This window comes from Faecalibacterium sp. OM04-11BH (assembly GCF_003482185.1).
GTDB lineage: Bacteria > Bacillota > Clostridia > Oscillospirales > Ruminococcaceae > Faecalibacterium > Faecalibacterium tardum.
Genome location: NZ_QULS01000010.1, coordinates 1 through 26,544, shown reverse-complemented (window position 1 = coordinate 26,544; position 26,544 = coordinate 1). Strand labels below are relative to the sequence as shown.

The 26,544-nt window shown below is 51.7% G+C and carries 21 protein-coding genes and 1 pseudogene; 7 read left to right on the top strand and 15 right to left on the bottom strand.

Annotated features, from left to right (window positions below; genetic code table 11):
* From DXB44_RS09585 to DXB44_RS09525, 13 genes are all read right to left on the bottom strand, one after another.
* Positions 1-750: a WecB/TagA/CpsF family glycosyltransferase gene (locus DXB44_RS09585; RefSeq protein ID WP_118658571.1), complete on the bottom strand. Its 750-nt coding sequence runs from the start codon at positions 748-750 to the stop codon at positions 1-3.
* A gap of 62 nt (positions 751-812) precedes the next feature.
* Positions 813-2,306: a flippase gene (locus DXB44_RS09580; RefSeq protein WP_118658570.1), complete on the bottom strand. Its 1,494-nt coding sequence runs from the start codon at positions 2,304-2,306 to the stop codon at positions 813-815.
* The gene (locus DXB44_RS09575; protein ID WP_118658569.1) at positions 2,260-3,480 is read right to left on the bottom strand and encodes a glycosyltransferase; all 1,221 of its coding nucleotides are present in this window, start codon (positions 3,478-3,480) and stop codon (positions 2,260-2,262) included. The genes DXB44_RS09580 and DXB44_RS09575 overlap by 47 nt, the downstream gene beginning before the upstream one ends.
* A complete protein-coding gene (locus DXB44_RS09570; RefSeq protein ID WP_158581888.1) occupies positions 3,434-4,645 on the bottom strand; it encodes a glycosyltransferase in 1,212 nt (403 codons plus the stop codon). Before DXB44_RS09570 ends, DXB44_RS09575 begins: the two co-directional genes overlap by 47 nt.
* Positions 4,621-5,604, bottom strand: a complete 984-nt coding sequence (locus tag DXB44_RS09565) for a glycosyltransferase family 2 protein (RefSeq protein WP_118658567.1) — start codon at positions 5,602-5,604, stop codon at positions 4,621-4,623. Before DXB44_RS09565 ends, DXB44_RS09570 begins: the two co-directional genes overlap by 25 nt.
* Positions 5,561-6,877, bottom strand: a complete 1,317-nt coding sequence (locus DXB44_RS09560) for an O-antigen ligase family protein (RefSeq protein WP_147366430.1) — start codon at positions 6,875-6,877, stop codon at positions 5,561-5,563. Before DXB44_RS09560 ends, DXB44_RS09565 begins: the two co-directional genes overlap by 44 nt.
* Positions 6,878-6,938: 61 nt before the next feature.
* Complete coding sequence (locus DXB44_RS09555; RefSeq protein ID WP_118658565.1) at positions 6,939-8,261, bottom strand: nucleotide sugar dehydrogenase; 1,323 nt, start codon at positions 8,259-8,261, stop codon at positions 6,939-6,941.
* A 25-nt stretch (positions 8,262-8,286) separates the two neighbouring features.
* Positions 8,287-9,102 carry a ChbG/HpnK family deacetylase gene (locus tag DXB44_RS09550; RefSeq protein ID WP_118658564.1) on the bottom strand — a complete coding sequence of 272 codons (816 nt, stop codon included), beginning with the start codon at positions 9,100-9,102 and terminating at the stop codon, positions 8,287-8,289.
* The gene (locus DXB44_RS09545; protein ID WP_118658563.1) at positions 9,102-9,764 is read right to left on the bottom strand and encodes a VanZ family protein; all 663 of its coding nucleotides are present in this window, start codon (positions 9,762-9,764) and stop codon (positions 9,102-9,104) included. The genes DXB44_RS09550 and DXB44_RS09545 overlap by 1 nt, the downstream gene beginning before the upstream one ends.
* A gap of 50 nt (positions 9,765-9,814) precedes the next feature.
* Positions 9,815-11,749 (bottom strand): polysaccharide biosynthesis tyrosine autokinase, encoded by a 1,935-nt coding sequence (locus DXB44_RS09540; RefSeq protein WP_118658562.1) that lies wholly within the window; start codon positions 11,747-11,749, stop codon positions 9,815-9,817.
* A 15-nt stretch (positions 11,750-11,764) separates the two neighbouring features.
* Positions 11,765-13,375, bottom strand: a complete 1,611-nt coding sequence (locus DXB44_RS09535; RefSeq protein ID WP_118658561.1) for a prealbumin-like fold domain-containing protein — start codon at positions 13,373-13,375, stop codon at positions 11,765-11,767.
* Positions 13,376-13,437: 62 nt separating this feature from the next.
* Positions 13,438-15,000, bottom strand: coding sequence for an EAL domain-containing protein (locus DXB44_RS09530; protein ID WP_118658560.1), 1,563 nt, complete (start codon positions 14,998-15,000; stop codon positions 13,438-13,440).
* Between the two features lie 637 nt (positions 15,001-15,637).
* Positions 15,638-16,273 carry a PAS domain-containing protein gene (locus tag DXB44_RS09525; RefSeq protein ID WP_005925497.1) on the bottom strand — a complete coding sequence of 212 codons (636 nt, stop codon included), beginning with the start codon at positions 16,271-16,273 and terminating at the stop codon, positions 15,638-15,640.
* A gap of 277 nt (positions 16,274-16,550) precedes the next feature.
* Between DXB44_RS09525 and DXB44_RS09520 the strand changes: the two genes are divergently transcribed.
* The 6 genes from DXB44_RS09520 (at position 16,551) to DXB44_RS09495 (ending at position 23,993) form a co-directional block, all read left to right on the top strand.
* Complete coding sequence (locus DXB44_RS09520; protein WP_005925500.1) at positions 16,551-16,925, top strand: RidA family protein; 375 nt, start codon at positions 16,551-16,553, stop codon at positions 16,923-16,925.
* A gap of 37 nt (positions 16,926-16,962) precedes the next feature.
* Entirely contained in the window at positions 16,963-18,288 is a 1,326-nt protein-coding gene (locus DXB44_RS09515; protein WP_118658559.1) for an L-serine ammonia-lyase, iron-sulfur-dependent, subunit alpha, read from the top strand.
* A gap of 50 nt (positions 18,289-18,338) precedes the next feature.
* On the top strand, positions 18,339-19,535 hold the full coding sequence (locus DXB44_RS09510) for a dicarboxylate/amino acid:cation symporter (protein WP_118658558.1): 1,197 nt from the start codon (positions 18,339-18,341) through the stop codon (positions 19,533-19,535).
* 758 nt (positions 19,536-20,293) lie between these two features.
* The gene (locus tag DXB44_RS09505) at positions 20,294-21,478 is read left to right on the top strand and encodes a cation diffusion facilitator family transporter (protein WP_118658557.1); all 1,185 of its coding nucleotides are present in this window, start codon (positions 20,294-20,296) and stop codon (positions 21,476-21,478) included.
* Between the two features lie 55 nt (positions 21,479-21,533).
* A complete protein-coding gene (locus tag DXB44_RS09500; RefSeq protein WP_055186496.1) occupies positions 21,534-22,721 on the top strand; it encodes a pyridoxal phosphate-dependent aminotransferase in 1,188 nt (395 codons plus the stop codon).
* A 60-nt stretch (positions 22,722-22,781) separates the two neighbouring features.
* Complete coding sequence (locus DXB44_RS09495; RefSeq protein WP_118658556.1) at positions 22,782-23,993, top strand: NADP-dependent isocitrate dehydrogenase; 1,212 nt, start codon at positions 22,782-22,784, stop codon at positions 23,991-23,993.
* A 144-nt stretch (positions 23,994-24,137) separates the two neighbouring features.
* On the opposite strand, the gene DXB44_RS09490 is transcribed toward DXB44_RS09495, so the two are convergent.
* On the bottom strand, positions 24,138-25,025 hold the full coding sequence (locus tag DXB44_RS09490; RefSeq protein ID WP_118658555.1) for an aldo/keto reductase: 888 nt from the start codon (positions 25,023-25,025) through the stop codon (positions 24,138-24,140).
* 111 nt (positions 25,026-25,136) lie between these two features.
* Here DXB44_RS09490 and DXB44_RS15030 point away from each other — a divergent pair.
* Positions 25,137-25,274, top strand: a pseudogene (locus tag DXB44_RS15030) (MerR family transcriptional regulator); the annotation flags it as partial.
* A 294-nt stretch (positions 25,275-25,568) separates the two neighbouring features.
* Here the strand turns inward: DXB44_RS15030 and aroD are convergent.
* Positions 25,569-26,324, bottom strand: a complete 756-nt coding sequence (gene aroD / locus DXB44_RS09480; RefSeq protein ID WP_118658554.1) for a type I 3-dehydroquinate dehydratase — start codon at positions 26,322-26,324, stop codon at positions 25,569-25,571.
* Positions 26,325-26,544: the final 220 nt, after the last annotated feature.

The following is a 26,544-nucleotide window of genomic DNA, read 5'->3' as shown; positions in this document are numbered from 1 at the left end:
TCATTCCCGTTCCTTTCTGTACTTCCATGCCAGACGGAAGATATGCATATCATCTACAAAGTACCGATGAAACAGCCGCTTCGGCTCCTTGAAAAAGCGGTAAAGCCACTCAAAACCATGGTTGCTAAGCATCTTAGGAGCACGTTTGATATTGCCTGCAAGAAAATCCACTGTAGCGCCTGCACAGAGCGTGACCCCAGCACCACAGTCCCTATAATATCGACTGACCCATTTTTCCTGTTTTGGACAGCCAAAACAGGCCAGCAAAATATCCGGTTTTGCCGTTTGCAGTACAGCTTGAATCTTTGCAAGCTCCTCTGGGTCATTCTCAAATCCCATACTGGGCGAGAGCTCTCCTGCTACCACTAAATTGGGGTAATCGGTCTGGATGTTTTCTGCCGCCTTGCGCGCTACATCCTCCCTGCCGCCTAACACAAAAACCGAACGCCCCTCTCTTGCTGCACTCTTTAACAGTGCTGGCACAAGGTCTGATCCTGACACCTTCATTTTCAGGGGGCGGCCATACCACCGAGCGATCCAAAGCAGCGGTTGACCATCCACAAGGGTCAGGTCCGCGTCATCTGAGATATGCCGAAGCTCTGGATCGTGCTCCATTTTTACCACGACATCTACATTGATCTCTATCACATAGGCTGGGTCACGTTTCCGTATCTTTTGCAGCAAAAAATCCACCGCTTCGTCCATTGTGATATTGTTGACATAGGTGTTCAGCAACCGTGTTTTTTTCATTTTGTATAACCTTTATCGTTTTGTAGTTGTTATCTATAAGAACGTGCCAAGAACGTGCCGTTTTATCTTTTGCTGAACTTTTGAATTCCCGCTATCAGAAGTTCGTTTCGGGTATAGTACAAATAGAGCAGCGACAGGCTACAATAAACGATGCTGCCCACAAAAATTTCTATCAATAACCATGGAATCGTAACGATTGCGACATGATCTATCACCCGAACCGCTGCTGCCATTATAAGGCCGGCAACGCCAAAGGGAACGATACAGTTTAGGTATTTCTGGAGAGCAATCCGCTTTCTTACTGCAAAACACTGGGCAATGCATACAATACCCTCCGCGATTACTGTACCAAGGGCAGCGCCCAGTGCACCATAAATCGAAATCAGCAGCGAATTTGCAACCAGATTAGATACTGCACCTAAGATCACCGAAATGATATAGGCACGATCCATTCCGTTTGGAATCAGATACTGCATCCGTATTACGTTGGCGAATCCTGAAAATGGAATAGATAGAGCCAGCGCACTCAGAATATAAGCACAGGATGCAAAGTCTTTACCCCAGAAAATCGGTGCAAAAAGGCGTGAAACGCTAAGGATTCCAAGCGAGATTGCAAAGGAACTGGCCATGACCGCTTCTACGGAAAGCTTCATATAGCGCTGGCTTTCTCTCACATTTCCATCGGAAAACAACTTGGTCATGCGTGGCATCATCACCGTACCAAAGGCTGTGATTACCGAGCTGGCGCAGAGAATGATTTTCTCTGCGGCTTCATAAAATCCAAGCTGCGCCTTAGTGCTCATCGCTCCCAGCATGAGCTTATCCATCATCGTGTACAGACTGACTGCAATGACCGGAATAAACAGGATCAGCATTGGTTTTCCATGAGCCAAAGATCTTTTTAGGTTAAAGACAGGTTTGCCGATGGCTTGCCGGGCGTAATACCACAGCATGAACTGATTGATAAAAACACCGCCACCCATGATCAGGCAGTATTCCAACAGATCTCCGGGTTCCCGGACCAGCAAAAATACTGCTGTCGTGGTCAGAAGCTTAACGATCGTGCTGCAGGTGGTGGTCTTTTTGAACTGCTCCATTCCAAACAGAAACCAGCTGATGTCCAGCATCGAATCTACGATCAGGATGGACTGCACTGCCGCAATAACCTGATTGTCAACGACAAAGAAGATGGTATAACCTATGTAAAGGACAAGCATTGCCAGCGATGCGAAAAATTGCACGGCGTAAATGCTCCAGAACCAGAGGTTTAAATCCTTGTCATCTCGATGCCGGGAAATCTCACGGTTTCCGTAATTCTTGACCCCCAGCATTCCAAACAAACCAAAGTAGGTAGCTAAGGTGCGGGAATAGGAATAAACGCCAAGCATATCTGCACCCAGTATCCGAGAAATAAACGGTGCTGTGAACAGGGGGAGCAGCATGGCAAACAGTTCATAGGAAATCTGGTAAAAGATGTTAGTTACGACGTTCGTTTTCTTCGTAGATCGTTCATCCTTTCTGCGGAGAACCAGCTGCTTTTTCGGCAGGAGTCCCAAGTACCTGATCCAGATACTGCTCTGCAGTTTTTTTGCTGGTCATTTGCCGAATGGTCTGCACACCGGCGTATGCAATGGACTTTTTTTCGTCCTCTGAAGCTGCTGCAATGTATTCCAAGCGCATCCGTAGTTCCTCTGCATTTCCGGATTCCACCAGATAACCGTTTTTTTGGTCCACAATGATGCCATCAATTCCTTCATTTTTCGAGCCGATTACAATGCACCCTTGTGACATCGCTTCCAAATACACCAATCCAAGAGTTTCCAAGCGGCTGATCATCACAAATACATCTGCTTTCCGGAATTCGGCAAGCGTTTTTTCTCTTGTCATTCTGCCCGTAAACCTGCAGGAACCCGCAATGCCCAGTGTCTGCGCCAATTTGATGCAGGAAGGCATACAAATGCCATCACCAATTACCGTGAATTCAAAGGGAATCCGGTCTTTCCAGCTGCCAAGCGCTGCCAAGATCGCATCCACTTTTTTGTCTCTGACAAGATTGCCTGCATAAACGATTTTTATTGGATGCACCTCTGCTGACCATTTTTTCTGAAACGCTGCATCCGTCATGATCAGAGATTCATCAATACCCGATTGAGCAAGAAAGGAGGTCTTTATACCGGACTTTGCAAGTTTTTTCTGCAGTTGGCCGGTGCGTGCTCCCAGCAGATCATAGGTGTTTTGAATGCGCGGGCAGACCCACGGTTTTGCGTTCACGGTTGCCACATCGGTTTTATGGAATACCGCAGCCTTTTTGCACGAAAAATCCAGACGCTCTACAATGCCAACGTAGTTTGTGGGAAAATGCACCAATAATACATCTGGCTGGTAATTCGGTTGCTTTTCATGAAAATAGTGATTGATGGCCTTTGCAATCCTTCGCTGTTGGAACGGGAGATACCATTTGGCGTTCCGGAGCCAGAACTGATTTTCTATCAGCAGCACTTTGACGCCTTCATTCTCCGGACATTCTTGTACCTTACCATACTGTCGGAAATCGTGCTTTCCCAGTTCTTTGATCAGTTCCCGGAAGTAATGCCCGTAGCAGTGCAGCACAGTTACCTGATGACCCTGCTGCACCCATTCCCGCGCAATGTAATGGATGGCCGAAGTATCCCGCAACAGATCGTTACGCTCTGGATGAGGATAAAATGTTGTGATGACCAGAATGTTCATTTGTCCCTCCCACAGCCATAGACAGGAATGTGTCGGCGCATGGTTTCCAGTTGTAGAGCTGTACTGTCCTTGCCGCGCTCTCACGCAGCTGCTCTTGTGCAGGATGCTCGGCCAGCAGCCAGTCTCGAATCTCTTCGTAACTGCTGCACAATTTGTGCCCCGGCATATCACGCAATGTCACCGAAGGCCCGGGCGCTGCCAGTGCGGCAACGGAGACGCCATAGTACATCGCTTCCAGAATTGCCATTCCAAAGATTTCTGTCCGGCAGAGGTTTACAAAGTAATCAGCTGTTGCGTAGACTTTCCAAATCTGATCATTCGGGATACGGTCGATCAGAACGATATCGCTTTTCCATTTGCTGGCTGCAATTTTAGTTTTCAGATCTTCACTTTGAGTTCCTTCGCCCACCAAAAGCAGCTTGCAAGGCTTTTGTTCTCGGACTTGCTGATAGATCTCCACCAGATCCAGCGGATTTTTTTCAGGTCCCATTCTTCCCACAGTACAAATTACCATGTCTTCCGGCAGCAGTCCGAATTCCCGGCGCAGTGCGGCACGGTCATACGCCGCAAAATCCGATTTCATCACTGAAAAATCTAATCCCACCGGAGCGACTTTTACATCTTTTACGCCCAGTTGCAGAAGCTCCTGACGCACTTCTTCAATTTTAGAAATTGCCGGCCCCCGCCGGAACCAGCGCAGAGTTCCCAGATGAAAAAGAGCGTTCATTGCAAATCCATGCACCCCGCCGCTGCTGCTGTGCGTTCTGCCTATGTACGGCACCATCCGAATTTCATGCCGTGCACAGAAACGGTAAATGTGCGGAAGAAATATCTGATTATCTGCAAAACAGAGAACGGCATCCAGATCTGTGGATAGCACCGCAGTATCCAAGCAGCCGTGCGCGCCAAAAGACGAAACGGGAATGTACAAAATGGACAGTGTGTTCCCCAATTTTACACGTTCTATGGACTCGCCGCCTGTTTTTTTAACGCATTTATAAATGGTGACCTCATGGCCTTGCCGTTCCAGTTCTCGCCCCAAGCCGATTTCTTGTGTATTATAATAACCACGCCGCCCAAATCCATTGATCATGGTGCAGATAATTCCAAGCTTCATATACTCCCCCACAGTTTTGTTTTTTACTTCCGATTTCTCAACTTCCATATCACCCATTCCAGCTTTGGGGAAATGCAAGACAAAAACACCGAGAGCTTTTGGGAATATCCAGAATTGGGATCCTGATAAAACAAATGCGCTCCCCTATGAAGAATGCCTTTCAGCCGGACATAATCTGCGCCATGGTAGCCTGCCGCCTCCATAGAGCGAAGGACGATCCCGGCTTCCCGAACCTCATGGATCCGGCAGGCTGCAGACACTGCTTCATCATGGTACAGCTTTGCCATGTATTCCGTCATTTCAAAAACGCTCATCCATTTTGGATCATAGACCGTTTTTGCCGCATAGCGTCCGCGGTTTGCGCCGCTGCGGACCTGTCGGTAGCAGTGCAGTACATCTTCAGTGATGTGGATTCTGCTGCAGTAGTAGAGATAGTTTCCTACAAACATCGTATCCTCACATGCAGGATAGTTTGACTGGAAGCGAATGTGATGGTTCTGAATGATCTGCAAGTCAAATAGTTTGTTCCACACATAGCCATTAAAACTGTTGTAGCCCATCAGCAGCTGCATCGCCTTCTGACGGTTCACGATTGCCGCAGAAAGCGTTTTTACCTGAGGAGGATGCTCTGTACCAACAGCCTTAAAAGCACAGGAAGCTAACTGGCACGCACCATCTTCCATTGCAGCGTTCATCATACGGAGAAAATCTGGATGATACCAGTCATCTCCGTCCAAAAATGCCACATATACTCCACGGCTGCATTCCAGTCCGGTATTTCTTGCTGCGGCAACGCCCTGATTTTTCTGGTGGAGCGGCACGATGCGTGAATCCGTTGCGGCCATTTGATCTACGATTTGTCCGCTTTTGTCCTTTGAGCCGTCATCCACCAGAATCAGCTCGAATTCTCCATAAGACTGCTCCAGAACAGAACGAATGCACTGTTCCAGATATGCTTCAACGTTATAAATCGGTACGATCACCGTTATCAACGGGTTCTTGTTCATAGGTTTTTCTTCTCCGAAGCAGTTTACGATCAGGAAGCCAACTGCACGCAACAGCAAGCAAAATAAAAAACATTACAACACGGTACGCATAGGCATTTTCAAAGATCCGCTCGGTCAGCCCGCAAAGGGTCAGATAGAAAAAGATCGAGCTCAGTTTCATATACTCATCTTGTTTCATGTATTTGACGAAGCGCATAGAGCCAATGATCGCCAGAAAATATGAAGCGATGCCCAGCAGGCCGATGTTCAGCCAAAGCTCCATGATTTGATTATGCGCACCAGTGGACATTCTACTGAAGTAGGATTTTCGGTTATACATCAGATGCAGTTTTCGCACATTTGCCTGACCGTTCCAGAATTGGCCATAGCCAAATCCGGTAAGCATATTGTGCTGCTGCATAAAGCGGTAAATGCCGTTCCAGAGTTCTGTTCTTCCGGTCAGTGTTGCATCCTTGCCCATGCTTTCCAGCAAAGGAGCAAAAAGCGGCAGAATTGTAAAGGCAAAAATCAAAAAACCAACACTGCATATCACGTAGATCCAGCCCAGCGGAAGACGCAGATCCTGCAGCTTTCCAAACACAAAATGATACAGAGCAATCATCACAGAGATGAGCAATGCGCCGGTTGCCTTGGCCATCAGCAGCAGAATGATCTGCAGCGCCATCGCTGCCAGCCAAAACGCTGAAAATCTATTTTTTTCCTTTGCTTCATCTATGACATAAAGTGATAGGATCACAAGTCCAAAGGCAAGCTCCGAAGCCATCGCGTTTTTGGCCTCGTATACGCCCCGGAGTGCATGAGAGAAGGTATCACCGGACTGAAATGCAAGACCAGGTCGTAAAACAATGATTCCGATAATGGCCAGATTCAAAAGTACCTGTGCAAAGGAAAAAAGTTTTATGATGCGATGCAGGGAAAGGTTTTCTACCAGCCAGATGGAAAACAGGATCGTCACCGAAAGCCGTAGGCAGGTAACCAGTTGTGCACTGCGGGTAGTGGTTACAAGCATGGACTCAGCAAAGACAAACACCATGAATTGATAAATTGGCGAATAGCGCGGTTTTATATCCAGAAGTCTAACATCCATGATGTTCTCTCCACTGGACCGCAGCATGATCGCAATCTGCAGCAGAAAGGAGAGGTATTCGTACAACGTTTGCACAAATGCACCGAAGATCTTTCGGTAGGTCCCCGGAAAGCCGATGCTGCCAAGAAAAATGAATACAATAAGAATCTCCGTCCGAAACTGTGCAAGTTCACTTTTTTGTTTCATGAATGCTGTGCTGCTGCCCACAACTTGTGCTGCGAACGGAGCGCTCTCCTTTCCTGCAAAATTATAGCCGCCAGAACCGTATTCCAGATGCTTTCAGCTCCGGTACGGCATAAATGCCTTTGACATCGATCAATACTTTCTTCTCATTCGGGATATCTTTATACAAGGCTTTCAGCTCGTCTACAGACAGCTTACGGAACTGTTCGTGTGCAACCGCGGCAATGATGCAGTCTGCATCCCGAATCTCAGCAAAAGGAACCAGCTCCACATTGTAAAACTTCTTTGCTTCCTCTGCACTTGCCCATGGATCCACAACAGTCGGCTGGATCCCATAATTGCCTAGTCGTTTTATGATGTCAACTACTTTGGTATTGCGTATATCCGGGCAACCCTCTTTGAAAGTCAGTCCTAAAACGACTACTTTTGCTGTCTTTGGAGTCTGCCCGGCCAGAATCATCTGCTGTATTGCCTTATCTGCAATGTAAGCACCCATTTTGTCGTTGAGAATGCGTCCATTCAGAATAATCTGGCTGTGATAGCCAAGTTTTTCTGCTTCGTATGTAAAATAATAGGGATCTACACCAATGCAATGACCGCCCACCAGACCTGGCCGGAATCCCAATGAATTCCACTTGGTGTTCATGCCATCTACTACTTCATTTGTATCGATGTTCATTCGATCGAATACCATTGCCAGTTCGTTCATAAAGGCAATGTTGATATCCCGCTGGCTATTCTCCACGACCTTGATCGCTTCTGCAGTACGGATGTTTGACACCGGATAAGTTCCCACCTTGATCACAAGGTTGTAAACCGCTTGAATCTCTCTGCAGGTGGCATCGTCCATGCCGGAAACGATTTTATGGATATTTTCCAGACGGTGGACTTTATCGCCGGGGTTTATGCGCTCCGGGCTGTAACCCACCTTGAAATCTGTTCCGCAGACCATTTTGGATCCTTTTTCCAAAATCGGGATGCAGACGTTTTCAGTGCAACCCGGATAGACTGTGGATTCATATACTACAATTGCACCCTTCTTCAGATTTCGGCCTATAATCTCGGAAGCACCGATTACAGGAGTCAGATCCGGTGTATGGTCAAAATTTACCGGTGTAGGTACTGCCACCACAACAAAATCCGCCTGCTGCAGCTGCTGTTCGTCTGCGGTAAACTGCACGGATGTCTGCTGGATCTGTACATCTCCCACTTCTTTTGTAGGATCCAACCCAGAGAGGTATATCTCTATTTTTGCGTGGTTTGTATCAAAACCGATCACATTCAGGCCTTTTTGCGCAAATGCCACAGCAATGGGTAATCCTACATAACCAAGGCCAACAACTGCCAGCACTGCTTTTCGGGCCATCAATTTTTCAGATAGCAACATATAATCTCCTCCTTACTTTGCTTTTTCAAAGTAGGTCATATTTGATTTTCTGTGCATTTCCTGAATGCTTCCGAACCAGACTTTCCAGATCTTGCCCTTGTGCGATGATTTGGCCATCCGGGAGATGTTCTTTTTTCTGACGGTCGATCAATAAGCCGTCCGGGTTATAGTCTGGATGTACCATCATTTCCGAAATGCCGGCAAGCGGTTTTTCGTACATCCGAATGCTCTCAAAATGATCTGGGAATCGGAAACCACTCCATCGGAGCCGAAACCGGTAGAGCCGCGCGTACAACCCATTCCACAATCTGAATCGTCCTGCGACATTTTTGTGACATCGTATCCTATAGATGCTGTGCTCTCGGCATACACGAAAAATAATAGGTGCAAGCATCCAATTGCAGTGGATGTGATGGTGCGAATCCACATGACTGATTTCGATTCCCTCATCTATGAGCCGATCGACCTGTGCTGTCAATTCAGTATAAAGATCCTGCCGATCTTTTTTGGAAAGGCGGAGAAAATAGGTGCCTCGCCCTTTGAAATAATCTGTAAAACGGCCATGCGAAACAAACTTTGGGTTTTGCTGTATTTCCGGCGTTAGAGCAGTTCCTTCTGTCAGATTCAAATGAACCCCGACCCTGCCTTGCATTTGGGAAGCCAGTGCAAAAGCAAGCTCCATTGCGTCTCCATTTGCTACCATGGTCGTATCTGTAATAAGACCACTCTCAAATGCTTCATAAATTGCTTTTGTACACGATTCGGTTTGTCCAAAGTCATCGGCATTGATGATGATCCTACATGTTTTCTGCTTCATCTCTGCACCCGTTTGTTGTTTCATCAGTTGTGTCTGTGAACTATTTTAAATAGTGCCCATCCCAGAAAGATACCAATGGTATTGGCCAGGATATCATCCATATCGCAGTTACCCAGCCGGAATATCAGCTGACAGGTTTCAATGACAGACGAGAGCATTATGCCAACACCTACGACCTTTGCGGGATCTCCCAGCTTTTGGGGATGCATTTGCACAAACAGATATCCCAGCGGCATAAACATTACAATGTTCAGGACCATGTGGTTCAGATCCTCGACTGTGCCTTTGACCATGAACTCCTTTACAGAGGCAAACATCTCCGTTTGCAGAACTACATCTGCCCGTGGCCTGCGGGTGACCAGCGTCACCAGCAGGATTGCGAAAAGATATAACAAAAAGAGGATAACATGTCGAGATTGTATCTCACGGTTGCAGTGGGAAAGCGTCAAAAATATCATTCCGATCTCTATCAGCGAAAAAAGCAGGCAGATCGCATACATTGCCAGTCCGGGGTTTCGCCATTGATAAGCCCAAATTGCAAAGCCGGCCGCAATGCAGGAGTATACAAGGAACAGTACTGCCAGAAACGTTATTCTGTTACGCGGGGCAACTGCCCCGGCAACCGTTCGTCTGGCGAGCAGATAGAATCCTGCGATATACAGGATAATTGCGAAAAAGATGGTCATAATTTTCCCTCTTTTGGGCTGTGGTCTTCCAGCACGGTTTTTCCGAACTCTCAGTGCTTTGATTTTTTGCTCGAAAAAACCAGTCCTCTGCGCCCGGATGTTTTTCCATGTTTGGAAGGCGCAGCCGGCTTCAGCACACGGCTGCGTTTTTTATCAGACCTCAGTTCAGACTCCTGCTCGATCAAGGGAAGCGGACTGCCCTTCAATTTTGCTTCGGATTCCGAATGTGCAATTTTCGGCTTATCCTCTGGCACCTGTGTTGACGGTGCCTCTGGTACAGGCTGGGGGGCCGGAAACGATTCCAAAGACGGATGTGTGTCCGGAACAGAGCGTGACTTCTGGAGGGCATCGCTGTCTGCTGCAGTTTTTGGCTCTGACTGTTTCCAGCTTCCGTCTTTCCCCATGCGGAGCAACTCCCACATTATTTCATCATCGCTCCGAGTATTCTGACTGCGCTGCAAATCATCTGTCAATTCGTCCATCACGCTTCGGCCATCGTTTGCTGGTTTCCATGTCGAATCGGCTCCGGGCTCTGCCGGGCGGAGCAAGTCTTCAGGCAACGGAGAGCCTGAGTTCTCCGTGTTTTTTTCTTCCTTTCGAATAGGGGCCTTTATATGTTCTGAACGGAACTGAAACGTTTCCAGCGATTGCACTTCGTTGACCACACACCCCAGCACGCGCACACCAGACTTGTCTAACTTTTCAATAGCATCCTGTATGGCGGGGAGCGGGGTTGCATCGTAGCGCACAACAAACAGCACATTATTTGCCAGTTTGTTTAAGCGTAGCACGTCCGAGGAACGTCCTACCGAAGAAGCATCAATTACGACGTATTCGTAGGGCTCCATGATGCTTTCCAAAAAGTCGAACAAGGTGCCATCCAGCGGTACCGCATTGCGTTCAAGCACCATTGGCAAAAGATCCAGATAGCCGGTCAGTGAAATAACAGCATCCTGTTCGGCAGATTCGCCTTTGTATAGTGCATTCAGCGTCCGGCTGTATTCTACATTTTGCAAAAACATTCCGCTCAGACTGGGGGAACGGGTGTTCAGATCTAGCAGTAGGGTGCGCTTTTCCATATCGGATAGCTGCAAGGCTAAATTGGCGGCCACCGTGCTCTTACCTTCGCCATCCTCTGCCGAAGTTACGTAGAAGCGGTGCTGCTTTTCCTTGGTGCCGAACCGATTGATCAGAATATACGCAGCGGAAGCAAAGTTCTGTACAGCATCGGCATCCACACTGTGCTTTTCGCTTAAAAGCTGAATATCCTTTTGGAAGTAGCTGTTATCCCTTGGGATACTCCCCAAGGTTTCAAGTCCCAAAACATCTTCCACGTCTTTCAAATTCAGCAGCGTGGGCCGCATGAGCAGCTCCAGCACAGCCATGCCTACACCGGCTACCAGACCCAGCAGACAGAAAATCACCCACAGGCTGACATATCCGCCGCCGCTCATCATATACTTTGCTTCTGGAGCATCGATTACGGCCACAGATCCTACCATCAGCGTTTGCGGCAGAATCTCCTTGCTGGCATCCAGCAACGCGTTCATCAGTCGAATGCCGGCATCTGCGTTGTTCCAACTTAAAGTAAGTAACAATACCTGCGTTTCATTGTATCGACTCACTTCTAGGTTCTGAGAAACATCCTTTGTTGTGACTGATACAAGGCCAGCATTATCAATGGCAGTCTGCAGGGCGCGATTGCTCTTTATTACAAAGGTTGCCGCATCAACCATATCCTGTGCCAGATAAAAATCACTGGAACTCAGATAATCGGAATTGTTGATAAAGTTGCCAGTAGATGATTGGGATGTGATGGCAATGGAACAATCGATCTCGTAACTGGTATAGTTGCCCTGCAGATAGGATATGCCGCTGAGTACAAACCCGCAGAAAAATCCAAGCAGTCCCAGCGCCAAAATCATTTTCCAGCGCTTGAAGGCTGCGTACAGTAGATCACTCACGCGAAGCTGTACATTGTGCATTGTTTCTCACCGCCTTTACGATTTTTCTTCGTTCTGGTCGTGGGGTTCTTTCTGGGCTGCAGCAGATCTCTGGGCTTTGCGGTGACGTGCAAAAATACCCCACAGGAACACCAGCAGCCAGATCGCACCAGCTGCGAGCGCAGCCAGAATGGCCAAAGCCACAGCGCTGTACCGTGTAAATACGGATACATTCCAGTTCTGCTGTCTTGCCGTATCTTGTACGGTGAAAGGATATTTCCGGGCGTTTTCGGTGTCTGTTTTGCCACGCACCACATAATAGTCGCCCTCGGTCAGATCGGTGAACAACTGGCCGGAGCCGTTGGTTGTCCAACTTCTGAGTAGCTGATCCTGCTCGTTGTACAGTGAGAGCTGCTCGCCCGCCGTATCGCTGCGCAGCACCATATCCACTGTGTGGATAGATACCCGGAGAATCCGGTTCGTAATGTTCAACGTTGTACTGCTTACACCGTCGATACGGCCATCTGCAGCTACGGTTACCGTGTAATCTGTGTCATCCGGACGGTAGTTCTCCGGTGCCTGCTGTTCGTGAACATGATAGGTTGTGCTCTTATCCAGATCGGTCAGATATATCATGCCCGATGCATCAGTCGTCACGGTCTGCGCGATGCCGGTATGCTCGTTGGTTACCGTAAATACCACGCCTTCCAGTGCAGAGGAAGTAAGCTCATCCGTGACATTCAAAATGATCTTGGTCTTTTCAGTGTCGATCTCATGCAGTTCTGGATCTTCACCGTTCTTCTTTTCTACTTCCACATCCAGATCCTGCTGCATGGTCGTGTAGTAGTTCGGGGATGACTGCTGCTGCACAGTGTATTTGCCAAGATACAATTCTTTGCTTTCGCCGTAGCCGTTTTCATCACAGGTGATGGTGTCTACCTGCTGCCCCTGGGTATAACGTGCCGTGCCATCCTTAGTTACAATATCTTCGGCAGCAATCACCCGGAACGTACCGCCGCCTACAGGCTGCTGTGTTTCGGCATCATTCATCTGCAAACGGATGATGTTCTTGCAGGGAGCCACCCGAATCTGCACTACGTATGGGTCCGGCCAATCGTACATGCGTTCCACATCATAGTAGGTGTCATCTGCCGCATCGTATCCTTCCGGCTCGCTGAGCTCATGGAAGTAGTAGCTGCCTTGCCAAATCTTTTCCGGCAGATAGAATGTACCTTCTTCCGTGGTTTCATATTCCCGGTAGTTGATTTTTTCCGGGTAGTAAGTATTCAGGGTCTGCAGGCTGCCGTTCATCAAATGGGTCGTATCCGTACGGTACAGCTCAAAGCGCACACCTGCTTCCGGGATGCGCCGCTCGGTTTCGTCATCGATCAGCTCTACAAACACAGCGGTCTTAATGCCGTCCTCACCATAGCCGCCGCCACCGCCAGTCTGGATGATCTGCTGATCGTATTGTCCGTTGCCGTCGCCATCGCCATCGCCAGTGCCGCCGTCATAGTACCAGCCGCCGGGGTCGTTGTTATTCCAGCCGCTGGATGCAGCCTCTTCACTGGAAGATGACGGCTCTTCATAGCCGGTGTAATCGCTCAGAAGGTAAAGGCCCAGCAGCGCAATGACCAGAACCAGCACAAACACAAGAGCGCTCATCATATCAGTTGCCGGTTGCCAGAAATTGTATTCTGCATCCGGATCCTGTCTGCGTTTTCTCGCTTTCATCCAGAGTGCCCCACTTTCAGAATCTTGGCAAATTCATCTACAGACAACGGACGTGAGAAAATGTATCCCTGTCCTTCGGCGCAGCCAGCTTTACGCAGCACATTCAACTGCTCTGTACTTTCAATGCCTTCGGCCATCAGGTTCAGCCGGAGTGTACGCGCCTGTGCGAAAATACCGGGCAGCGTGTTGATCCGATCTTGCAGCGCAGCACTGCGCAGATCCAGTTTGAGTTGGTCTGTGCCGATGCCGCCTAGCGCACTCAATTCCACAAAGTTGCCGTCAAAGCCATCCAATATCACCCGGAAGCCCATCTGTTGCAATTGTGCTTCCGTTTCACTCAACGCACCATGGGTCTCCAGATATGCAGACTTTGCAATATCAATATCCAGATACTTCGGCGGTATTCGGTACTTTTTTAGCATGTCAGAGAAAAACTCCGCCACGTCGATGGCCAAAACATCCGTCTTTGTTACATTGACTGCGATCGGTATCGGGCGGATTCCCTCATCGATCCACACGCGAATGGTTTTACACACTTCCTCCCAAATGTACTGATCCAATTTGGTGATATAACCATTGCTCTCTAGGACCGGGATGAACACTGAAGGCGAAATTACGCCCAGCACCGGGTGGTTCCAGCGCACCAGTGCTTCGGCACCGATCACCCTGCGGGCGTTCAACTCATATCTGGGCTGCAGGAAGAAGGTGAACTCGTTCTTGCGTAGACCTTCCAAGATTTGCGGCATCAGCACGCGCTCGTTGCTGCCTGCACTGTTCACGGCCTCGCTGGTTAGAACACCGTTACCCATATTTTTGGGCAGGCGTTCCAACAGTTCCAAGATCTGCCGTACTTCGCGGCGGCCGCTGTAGCGCGCCTGTTCGTCTGTGGTAGGAATGACCGATTTGTGGAATTCCTCCAGAAACAGCCCGGTTTCACGATTCATAATGTTGCGCAGTACATTATTTATAATATTGAAGAGAATTGAAAGGATCACGCCCGCAATAGAGGTGTAGAATGCTGTATTGATACCGGCCAGAATGGATTGCACACTACCTAGCGCTGCTTCCACCGTGACAAAATTGATATCCCGTAAACCCAACAACAGACCCACAAATGTGCCAAGGATCCCTAGACCTGTCAGAGTACCGGGAAGCTGCGCGATTACACCTTTCCATGTGTACAGCGCCAGAACATCCTCATTGAGTACTTCATCAATATCGCTGACGATTTGTCCGGTTTCACGCTGATGCTGCACTTTCTCGCGATAATCCCCAAACAGCCGGTCCAGTGTTTTTTGCTGGAAAAAGCGCTCGATCTGCAGGGCTGCGACCCATGCGGAACTGCCTTCGGTTCCAGAAGCCTTTCGGATGCTGTTTTGTCCGTTCAGCAGACCGTTCGTAATTGAAATAGTTGGTAAAAGACCATAAATGCACCCCGCCAATGCAATGATGCACATAAAACCAACGATCACGACTGAAAGCATATCCGGGGAGTATGCCGTAAGCGCGATACTGCTTACAAGCAGCACTGCTACAGACAGGTAGGAAAACAGCTTCATTTTTTCTATCCTTCCTCTTGCTTTGACTTACAGAGCAGGCTGTGTTCTGCATCCATCAAAATACTCGCCATTTGGAGAACATCGGCCAAACCGATCGTTTGTATGTGATACGACCATAATTTTTATGAAAACGTGAATTTTTCGTGTTTCGACCTCAATTCTACCACGTTCTTGCTAAAAGGGCAATCATTTCCAAAAGAAATTGAAATTGCAGTACTTCCCGCTAGGGGGTCAGTTCTTTGTGCACAAAAATCGATTTTTCAAACCTTTTACAGTTCACATCGCAGAACAGGTGATGCAGCTGCAGGCGGTCAGTTTCCGCACAGACTGTGTACCGCTTGTTACATCCTCTGCCAACAAAAAGCATCAGCTCAGGCTGGTGCTTTTTTGTATCCAACCGGATTTCTCCATCCTTCAAAAAATATGTATCAATAATTTTTGCTCAGAGTCTTCTCAAGCGTATAGACAAGATGAATTGTCGCTTCACTGCGCGTACACGTTCTCCCTTAACACCACTTCCTCCGGTTTGGCACAGTCTGCTGTTTCCGGTGGCTGGAACGTAAACGATACGCAAAAGACCGCCTCCGCGTTTGAAAACGGAGACGGTCTTTTTTTCATGGAACAGTTCGTTCGCAGCTCACTTCAGCTTGCTCAGGTAGCGGTAGATGGTGGCCTCCGAGGAGCCCAGCTGGGCGGCCACCTCGCTGACGGCACCCTTCATATAAAAGATGCCCGCATGGTGCAAAGACTCCACGATGCGGATCTTCTCTTCCATCGTCAGCCGGTCGGGCGGCAGCCCGGCGCTGCCAGTCACCTCGGCAATGGCATTCTGTACGGCGTCCGGCAGGGAACTGACAAAGTTCTCCACCCCGATGCCGGTGGAGGAGGGCTCGGTGTGCGCCCCGCAGAGGGCAAGCAGCTCCTGCGCGATGCGGCTGTACTTGCCGGCATCAAAGTTGATGCAGAGCATGCCGATGAGCTGGCCGTTATCCTTGATGAACATGGTGGAGGAGCGCAGACGCCCCTTGGCCTGCGAAGCACCCTGATAGCCCGCCAGATAATCCTGTTTTTCATACATCCGCTCCTGAATGAAGCGCAGCGCCATGTTGGAAAGGGGCGCACCCTCGGTGCGTCCGCTGATGTGGTTGTTGACGATGGCAACAATGGTGCCGTCCTCACTGGTAAGGTCGTGCAGAACTACCTCGTAGTCCGGGCCCAGCGCTTCGCCCAGAAAAGATACCACTACGCGATAAGGCTCAAGTCTTGCATCCATCCCGTTCACCTCTTTTGTACTGCTGGAGCGCGTAAGAAAAAATTCTCACGTGTGTTCTATTGCTATCATAGCAGAAATGACAGTTTTTTACAATAAGAAGGTGCGTTGTATCCATTGTTTCGTCAAATTGATGACGTTTATCGGGACTTTTTGTCATGCGCGACGATTTGTTCTTACGATAAGAAAATATTATTGACAAAATATTCTCACTGCGTTAGGATAGTGTCAGCAAGGGAAGGACAGCCCTCCCCAACAAATGGAAAAGGAGAAAAATCGGATGAAACAGGTGATCGTTACCCCCAATGCTCCCGCTGCCATCGGGCCCTACTCTCAGGGCATCGCTGCGGGGCAGACCGTCTATGTATCCGGGCAGCTGCCCATCGATCCGGCCACCGGCCTGATTCCGGAGGGCATCGCCGCCCAGACTGCACAGTCCCTCAAGAACATCCAGGCCATTTTGGCACAGCAGGAGATGACGCTGGCCAATGTGGTCAAGACCACGGTGTTTCTGGCGGACATCAACGATTTTGCAGAGATGAACAAGGTGTACGGCGAGTACTTTGCGCAGCCCTACCCCGCGCGCAGCGCGGTGCAGGTGGGCAAGCTGCCCAAGGACGCTCCGCTGGAGATCGAGTGCATTGCTGTAAAGTAAGTTCCCCCGCACGGGAAGAAAAGAAACGGTGAACCAAATGGATAAACAGATGTTCGTTCGCATCCTGAACAGTGAGATGGAGCTGGCCACCGGCTGTACGGAGCCCGGCGCAGTCGCTCTCACCGCCGCAGAGGCGGGCGCAGCACTCCGCAAGGCGGGCGGCACACGGGTAGAAGCCGTGACCGTCCGCGCCAGCATCAATATTATCAAAAACGCCATGTCGGCAGGCATTCCGGGCACCTCGTATCAGGGCATGGATTACGCCGCTGCCATTGGTGCCGTAGGCGGCGACCCCGTCCACCTGCTGGAGGTCATGAACTATGTGCCCCGGGAGCAGATGGAAGAAGCCGCAGCCCTTGTCAAGGCAGGCAAGGTCAAGGTAGAGGTGGCACAGGTGCCGCAGAAGCTCTACGTTGAAGTGCTTGTAACTTCTGACGGCCACACCGGCCGCGCGGTGGTGCGGGATCTGCACACCAATGTGGTGCTGGTGGAGCAGGACGGCGTGGCGACGCTGGACAAGCAGCACGCCGACCCCGCAGCAGCAGGGGACAGCGATGTGGTGACCCCAGAGCAGATCGCAGAATTTCTGACCGTCCGCTCCATCTGGGATTACTGCACTGAGGAGCTGGACCCCCTGCACGACCCCATCGACATCATCCGCAGCGCCGTACAGGTGAACACGACCATCAGCAACGAGGGTCTTTCCAAGGAATACGGCCTTGCCATTGGCCGCAATCTGGAACTGAACTGCCGCAAGGGTCTGATGACCCGCGACCTGACCACCAACGCCATGGTCATCGCTTCTGCCGGTGCGGACGCCCGTATGGCAGGCGCACCGGTTTCGGTGGTGGCAAACTCCGGCAGCGGCAATCAGGGCATCACGGCTACCATGCCTGTTGTGGCAACTGCCCGCTGGCTGGACATCGATGAGGAGAAGATGCTCCGCGCCGTGACCCTTTCCAACCTGATCGCGATCCGCATCAAGGCCAAGTTTGGCCGCCTGAGCAACCTTTGTGGTGCAACGGTTGCTGCCACCGGCGCAGCCTGCGGCATTGCCTATCTGCTGGGCGGCGGCTACCACGAGGTATGTTGCACCATCCAGAACATGGTGGGCAACATCACCGGCATGGTATGCGATGGTGCAAAGGCCGACTGCGCGCTGAAGATTTCTACCTGCGTCAACGCCGCCTGTCAGGCAGCTGCCATGGGCGTGCGCGGCGTGCGGGTGCAGAGCACCGACGGCATCGTGGAGCACAATGTGGAATATACGCTGGACAACTTTGCCACTCTGAGCACCCACGGCACCAGCGACAGCGTGATCCTTGATCTGATGCTGAACAAACACCTCCCGGAGACGGAATAAGTCTCCCCACCCGGCCCCTTTCCGGGGAAAAAGAAAGAGGTACTAAAGTTATGAAAAAGCTATTCAATAGTCTGCCCTTCCGGCTTTTGCTGGGCATTTTTGTTGGTATCATCCTTGGCCAGCTGTTCAACGAGAGCACCATGGGCGTTGTGGTGACCCTGCAGTACATCATGGGTCAGCTCATTACCTTCTGTGTGCCGCTGATCATCATCGGCTTCATTGCCCCGTCCATTACAAAGCTGGGCAAAAACGCCTCCCGTCTGCTGGCAGTGGCCATCGTCATCGCCTATGTGTCCTCTGTCTGCGCAGCCTTCATGAGCATGGGCGCAGGCTACGGCTTGATCCCTCACCTGTCCATCGACAACAACGTTGCCGGTCTGCGCGAGCTGCCGGGCGTTGTCTTTGAGCTGAACATTCCCCAGATCATGAGCGTCATGAGCGCTCTGGTGCTGAGCGTTCTGGTGGGTCTGGCTGCCACCTGGACCAACAGCAAGCTGACCTGCGACTTTTTGGCCGAGTTCCAGAACATCGTGCTGGACATTGTGAGCAAGGTCATCATCCCCGTGCTGCCCTTCTACATTGCCGCCACCTTCTGCGGCCTGAGCTACGAGGGCACCATCACCCATCAGCTGCCCGCCTTCCTGCAGATCATCGTCATCGTTATGGTCGGTCACTACATCTGGCTGGCTGTGCTGTACCTGCTGGCAGGTGCTTACTCCGGCAAGAACCCTTGGGAAGTGCTGCGTCACTACGGCCCCGCTTACCTGACCGCTGTCGGTACCATGTCCAGTGCTGCTACGCTGGGTGTGGCGCTGGAGTGCGCCCGCAAGAGCAAGGTCCTGCGTAAGGACATGGTCAGCTTCGGCATCCCCCTGTTTGCAAACATCCACCTGTGCGGCTCTGTGCTGACTGAGGTGTTCTTCTGCATGACCGTTTCCAAGATCCTGTACGGCAAGCTGCCCAGCATTGGCACCATGATCCTGTTCTGCCTGCTGCTCGGCATCTTCGCTATCGGCGCACCCGGCGTGCCCGGCGGCACTGTCATGGCTTCTCTGGGTCTGATTACCGGTGTCCTGATGTTCGACGACGCCGGTACGGCTCTGATGCTGGCCATCTTCGCCCTGCAGGACAGCTTCGGCACCGCCTGCAACGTGACCGGTGACGGCGCGCTGACCCTGATGCTGACCGGCTACGCCGAGAAGCACGGCATCGCTGATACCGGCGACCTCGAAAGCCCGATCCTGTGATAAAAACCTGAGCACTCCTCCTTAATTACAAGAGACTGTGAACAGACAGTCCCGAAATCTCCGAAAAGCCCCGGCGACCGCATGGCCGCCGGGGCTTTTTGTGCGGCAGAAAAGTGTGCGCCGTAGGGTAGGAGGATGCAGCCGAGGGATGTTCTCTTTTGACACCAAAAGAGAACCAGAAAAGTGCCAGTGATTTCGACGCGCTGGAGCCACGAAAAAGGGGCTGCTCGCCCCTTTTAACCCCAAAGCGGAGGGCTACACCGGAAAAAACTGAAGATTCACGCCTGTTCGGCGTGAAGATCTTTTAACCGTTTTTTCCGGCTCCGCCGATTTATAGCCCTCTCAGGCGCTCCCGCGCCAGCTCTCCCGAAGGGAGAGCCAAGCCGTTACGTTCGTTGCTGAAGTTTTAAGTGTAATGAGAGAGTTTCCGGCAGTGCTCTTGCCTCTCCCTTTGGGAGAGGTGGATTTGCGAAGCAAAGACGGAGAGGGCGCACGCCGTTGCCCTCAGTGCTAAAGTATTAGGCGCAATGAGAAACCTTGCCGCCACCGCAAAAAGCTCCCCCCTCGGGGGAGCTGGCACACCGTCAGGCGTGACTGAGAGGGTTCAGCCACCCGCCGGGGCTTTTTGTGTTGCAACCCGGTTTGATATCCGGCGTAATGGGATGAAATTTCTGAAACGCCTTTAAAACCATAAAGTAAAATGCTATACTAGAAGGACATTGGGTGCGCTGAAAATGCGCAGCCTGAAAGGAGCTTTTATGACGCAGCTTTTGATTCGTCTGTTTATACGCCGTCCCAATTCTCCGCAGGATCCCCGCGTCCGTGCCGCCTACGGCAATCTGGCCAGTGTGGTGGGCATGGTGTGCAATATCCTGCTCTGTCTGGGCAAGTTTGTGGTAGGTACCCTGTTCGGCTCGATCGCCATCACCGCCGATGCGCTGAATAACCTTTCGGATGCTTCCTCCAATATCGTCAGTCTGGTGGGCTTCAAGCTGGCCGCCAAGGCACCGGATGCCGAGCATCCCTACGGACACGCCCGTTTTGAGTATCTGGCGGGTCTGGTGGTCAGCGTGACCATTCTGGGCATTGGCTTCTCCCTGCTGAAGGAGTCGGTGGTCAAGGTGCTGCACCCCACACCGGTGCAGTTCGGCTGGCTGACCGTGGCGGTGCTGGTGGTGTCCATTCTGGTCAAGCTGTGGATGAGCGGCTTCAACCGCACCATTGGCCGTATCATTTCCTCCGAGACCCTCATTGCCACTGCCGCCGACAGCCGCAACGATGTGCTGAGCACCGCTGCCGTGCTGGTGGCTGCCATCCTCTGCCGGGTGACCGGCTGGGACGTGCTGGACGGCCTGATGGGCGTGGGCGTGGCGGTGTTCATCCTGATCTCCGGCTGGGGGCTGGTGATGGATACCCTGAGCCCGCTGCTGGGTGAAAGCCCCAGCGAGGATCTGGTGGAGCATATCGAACAGACCGTGATGGGTTATCCCGGCGTGCTGGGCGTACATGACCTGATGGTGCACGACTACGGCCCCGGCCATCAGTTTGCGTCCATCCATGTGGAGCTGCCCGCCGAGCAGGACCCGCTGGAAGCGCACGACCTGATCGACAACATCGAGCGGGACTTTATGAAGCACGACCACCTGATGGTGACCATCCACTATGACCCCATCGTTACCTCGGACGCCGCCGTGGGGGTACTGCGCAGCCGCCTGACCGAAAAGCTGCGCCAGCTGGACCCGGCGCTCTCACTGCACGACCTGCGCATCGTGCCGGGCAAGACCCACACCAATGTGCTTTTCGATCTGGTGCTCCCCGCGGGCTATGCCGGGGACAAGGTGGAACTGCTGACCCAGATGGAGCAGTTTATCAAACAGCAGGACCCCACCTATAACTGCATCATCAAGCTGGAACAAAGCTATACGGCTGCGGCTCATAAATGAGGGGGAGCCGCCCCGCACAGGCTTTGCGATATAAGGAAAGCAGAGGGAAAGTAGTATGCTGAACGAGACCTACCGCGCCATGCTGAACAACAAAAGCGTCATCCGCGAGACCTTCATGTATGGCAGACAGCGCGCTGCCCAGATCGGCAGCGAGAATGTGTTCGATTATTCACTGGGCAACCCCAGCGTGCCCTGCCCGCCGGAGTTTACCGAAGCCATGCAGACCCTGCTGGCACAGGAAGAGCCGGTAAGCCTGCACGGCTATTGCCCCAGTCAGGGCGACCCGGGCTTCCGCACCGCTGTGGCGGCGCATCTGACCGAGACCTTCGGCCTGCCCTACGCGCAAAAGCACATCTTCCCCACCACCGGCGCGGCGGGTGCGATCGCCCACGCCATCCGGGCGGTGACACAGCCCGGGGACGAGGTGCTGACCTTTGCGCCTTACTTCCCGGAGTACGGCCCCTATGTGGCGGGCACCGGCGCGGTGCTGCGGGTGGTGCCCCCGCAGGCACCCACTTTCCAGCCCAATCTGGATGCCTTTGCACAGATGCTGACCGAAAAGGTCACCTGCGTGCTCATCAACACCCCCAACAACCCCACCGGCGTGGTCTACTCTGCCGACACTCTGACCCGCATGGCGGCGATTCTGACCGAAAAGAGCGCCCAGTACGGACACAATATCTTTCTTGTCAGCGACGAGCCCTACCGGGACATCGTGTTTGATGGCAAGACCGTGCCTTATCCGGCGGCGTTCTACCCCCACACTCTGACCTGTTTCTCCTACTCCAAGAGCCTGAGCCTGCCCGGTGAGCGTCTGGGCTATGTGGCGGTGCGCCCGGGGTGCGAGGGGGAGGACATCCTTGTGGACATGATGAGCCAGATCTCCCGCTTTACCGGCCACAACTGCCCGCCCAGCATCATCCAGCGGGCGGTCAGCCGCTGCCAGAAGGTGACCAGCGATCTTTCAGTCTACCAGACCAACATGGAACTGTTGTACGAAAAACTCACCGCGCTGGGCTTTGAAGTGGAGCGCCCGGGCGGCACCTTCTATATCTTCCCCAAGGCACTGGAAGAGGACGCCAACGCCTTCTGCCAGAAAGCCCGGGAATTCGACCTGCTGCTGGTGCCCAGCGACAGCTTTGGGGTAAAGGGCTATGTGCGCCTTGCCTACTGCATCGACACCGAAAAGGTAAAGCGCAGCCTGCCCGCCTTTGAAAAGCTGGCAGACGCCTACCGCAAATAACCGGAACGCCCCGACCCGGGGCATAAAATAAACAACTGATAGAGGAAAGGGAACCCTGCTATGGAAAAGATCAAGATGACGACCCCGCTGGTGGAGATGGACGGCGACGAGATGACCCGCATCCTGTGGAAGATGATCAAGGACGAGCTGATCCTCCCCTTTGTGGATCTTAAGACCGAGTACTACGATCTGGGTCTGCCCAACCGCGATGCCACCGCAGATCAGGTGACCATGGATGCCGCTCTCGCCAACAAGAAGTACGGCGTGTCGGTCAAGTGTGCCACCATCACCCCCAACGCCCAGCGCGTGGAGGAGTACAAGCTGCACGAGATGTGGAAGAGCCCCAACGGCACCATCCGCGCTGTGCTGGACGGCACCGTGTTCCGCGCACCCATTATGATCGACAGCATCCATCCGGTGGTCAAGAACTGGAAAAAGCCCATCACCATTGCCCGCCACGCCTACGGCGATGTGTATAAGTGCACCGAGTTCCGCATTCCCGGTGCAGGCAAGGCAGAGCTGGTGTTCACCGGCGCAGACGGCAGCCAGCAGCGTGCCACCGTCTTTGACTTTGAGGGTGCCGGTGTGCTGCAGGGTCAGTACAACAAGGATGATTCCATCCGCAGCTTTGCCCGCAGCTGCTTCAACTACGCACTGGACGTGAAGCGGGATCTGTGGTTCGGCGCAAAGGACACCATCTCCAAGAAGTACGACCACACCTTCAAGGATATCTTCCAGGAGACCTACGATGCCGAGTACAAGGAAAAGTTTGAAGCTGCCGGCATTACCTATTTCTACAGCCTGATTGACGATATCGTGGCGCGCGTCATCCGCAGCGAGGGCGGCTTTGTCTGGGCGTGCAAGAACTACGACGGCGATGTGATGAGCGATATGGTCTCTACCGCCTTTGGTTCGCTGGCCATGATGACCAGTGTGCTGGTCAGCCCGGATGGCAAGTACGAGTACGAGGCCGCACACGGCACCGTCACCCGCCATTACTATAAGTATCTGAAGGGCGAAAAGACCTCCACCAACCCCATGGCTACCATCTTTGCATGGTCGGGCGCCTTCAAGAAGCGCGGCGAGCTGGACAACCTGCCGGAGCTGGTGCACTTTGGCGAGGCACTGGAGGCCGCAAGCCTGCAGACCCTGAACGAGGGCATCATGACCAAGGACCTGTGCGGTCTGGCAGAGGGCATCACCCCCACCGCTGTGGACAGCGAGGGCTTTATCAAGGCCATCCGTGAGCGTCTGGAAGCCAAGCTGGCATAAAACGATTTGCAATATAACATAAAAACCGGAACGATCCACCCGAAAAAGGGAAGATCGTTCCGGTTTATGTTTTAGGCAGGATGTGTGACAAACTGGAATTTATCTGCTTAGGTTACGTACTTTCGTTGCTAACCTTTTCCTCCCTTACCAATCCTTTTTTTCTTTTGTACAGTCATGGTTCTTTTTGCGTTCTTCCACCATATTTGCAAACCATTCCACCTTAGCTGGGTCATAGTGGGAAAAGAAAGCACTCATTTTCGTGTCCAGTGCGGCAATTCTTGCCATATCCTCCGCAGAGAGTGCAAAGTCGAATACATTCAGGTTTTCCTGCATTCGTTCAATATGTGTGGACTTTGGAATCACCACTACGCCTCGTTGCAAATGCCAGCGGAGAATAACCTGTGCTGCACTTTTACCATACTTTTTGCCGATTTCATTCAGCACAGGATTCTGAAACATATTTCCTCTGCCTTCGCCAAACGGAGCCCAGGCCTCAATCTGTACGCTGTACTTGTCCATCCACTTCTTTGCCTCTTCCTGCTGATAGAAAGGATGTACCTCCACCTGATTCACCATCGGTTTAATGCGGGAAAAGGAGCAAATATCCACCAAACGGTCAGGATAAAAATTAGATACACCAATGGCACGAATTTTTCCTTCTTCGTATAGTTCTTCCAGTGCCCGCCATGCCCCGTAATAATCCGAATACGGCTGATGCAGCAGGCAAAGATCAAGATAATCTGTACGTAGCTTTTCCATAGAGTCTAAAACCGACGCTTTAGCTTTCTCATAGCCGTAATGCTCAATCCAGACCTTTGTGGTCAGGAAAATATCTTTACGGTCAACACCGGCTTTTTCGATTGCTGCACCGACCTGCTCTTCATTATAATAGCTTTGTGCCGTATCAATGGCACGATAGCCGACCTTTAGTGCATCCAGTACGCAACGTTCGCATTCCTCCTGTGTCACCTGAAATACGCCATAGCCCAACTGTGGCATTTTCACACCGTTGCTCAAAGTAATATAGTCCATAACAAAAGCCTCCTGTTGTGTTAAATTTTATTCTGTGGTATTATCATAACAGCCGGTAGTTACTGCCGGTCAAGGCTTTTTTCAAAAACAGGAGGATTTTTTGTGTATTCTATGAAAGAGGCTTGTACTCTCACCAATATGACCTATGAAAATCTGAAATTCTACTGCAACGAGGGATTGGTCCCCAATGTCAAGCGAGACAGACGAAATTATCGTGTCTTTGACGAACATGACATCAAATGGATTCAGAGTCTGAACTGCCTGAAAAGCTGTGGAATGAGCATTGCAGAGATGAAGCAATATCTTGCTTTGTGCATGGAGGGCGAAGGCACAATTCCGGAACGTAAGGTGATTCTTGCAGAAAAAAAGAAACCCTGCTCCAGTCTATTACTGAACTGCAAAAGGCAGTGGCATACATTGACTGGAAGCAGAGATTCTATGACGATGTGCTGTCAGGCAAGACAGCGTATTACAGTAATCTTGTTCCGGAATTGCTTAAGTGATATATCGGTACAGTTGACACAGCAAATTTCGATTTGTTGGTTACAAATGCAGTGCATCCAGCACTTCATTTACGATGTTCAGCGATACCTGCCCCGGGGCGCTGGCCTGCCCGGGGTTGGCAAAGGTCATGGCAGAGCCGAAAGTCTCCCCAGCCAGACGGCTCACCGCGCCCAGCGCCCCCATGCTCATGGTGACGACCGGCGTTTCCGGGTGAAGGTCGGCCATCTCGGCGGTAGCAGTCAGCAGCTCCAGTACATCGCTGCGGCACCGGGGCATCACAGCTAGCTTGGGCAGGTCGGCTCCAGCCTGCTGCATCTGCACCATGCGACAGACAAGTTCTGCCCGGGGCGGGGTCTTGGCAAAATCGTGGCTGGAACACACCACGGCTACCCCGGCGGAATGTGCCTGCTCCACCAGCTTGGGCAGGTCTGCTCCGGCGGTGAAGAATTCAATGTCCAGCAGGTCGGCGCAGTCGGTGTCGAGGATCAGGCGCAGAAAGGCAAGGTATTCCGGATGGGAGAGCGCCTGCTCGCCGCCCTCTGCTTTGGTACGGAAGGTCACCAGCAGAAGCTTGTCCCGCAGGGCGACCCGCAGTTTCTGTACGCAGCGGGCAATGGCAGCGGGGGACTGAAAGCCCTCGAACCAGTCCACCCGCCATTCCACACAATCGGCCGACAATGTTGAAAACTGCGCGGCCTTTTCCAGAATGGCAGCTTCGGTGCGCTCCACAATGGGCAGAATGACCTTGGGGCGGCCCTCCCCGATGCGGCAGCCGCGGATGTTGACACAGGACATGGCACTTCTCCTTTATATAATAGGTATAGCTATATCATACAGGATGCTGGAATGACTCCATAATACGTTCTGCCTGCTGCCTTGTCAAGAAAAGATGGTTATTATAATAGGAGAAAAACAGGAGCATTTCCCCCTCCGCAAAGAATTTGGAAAAAAGATGTCAAAAAGTGTTGACAAGCGCCCCGGGGTGTGGTATTATACTTGAGCGCCAAGCGCTGAG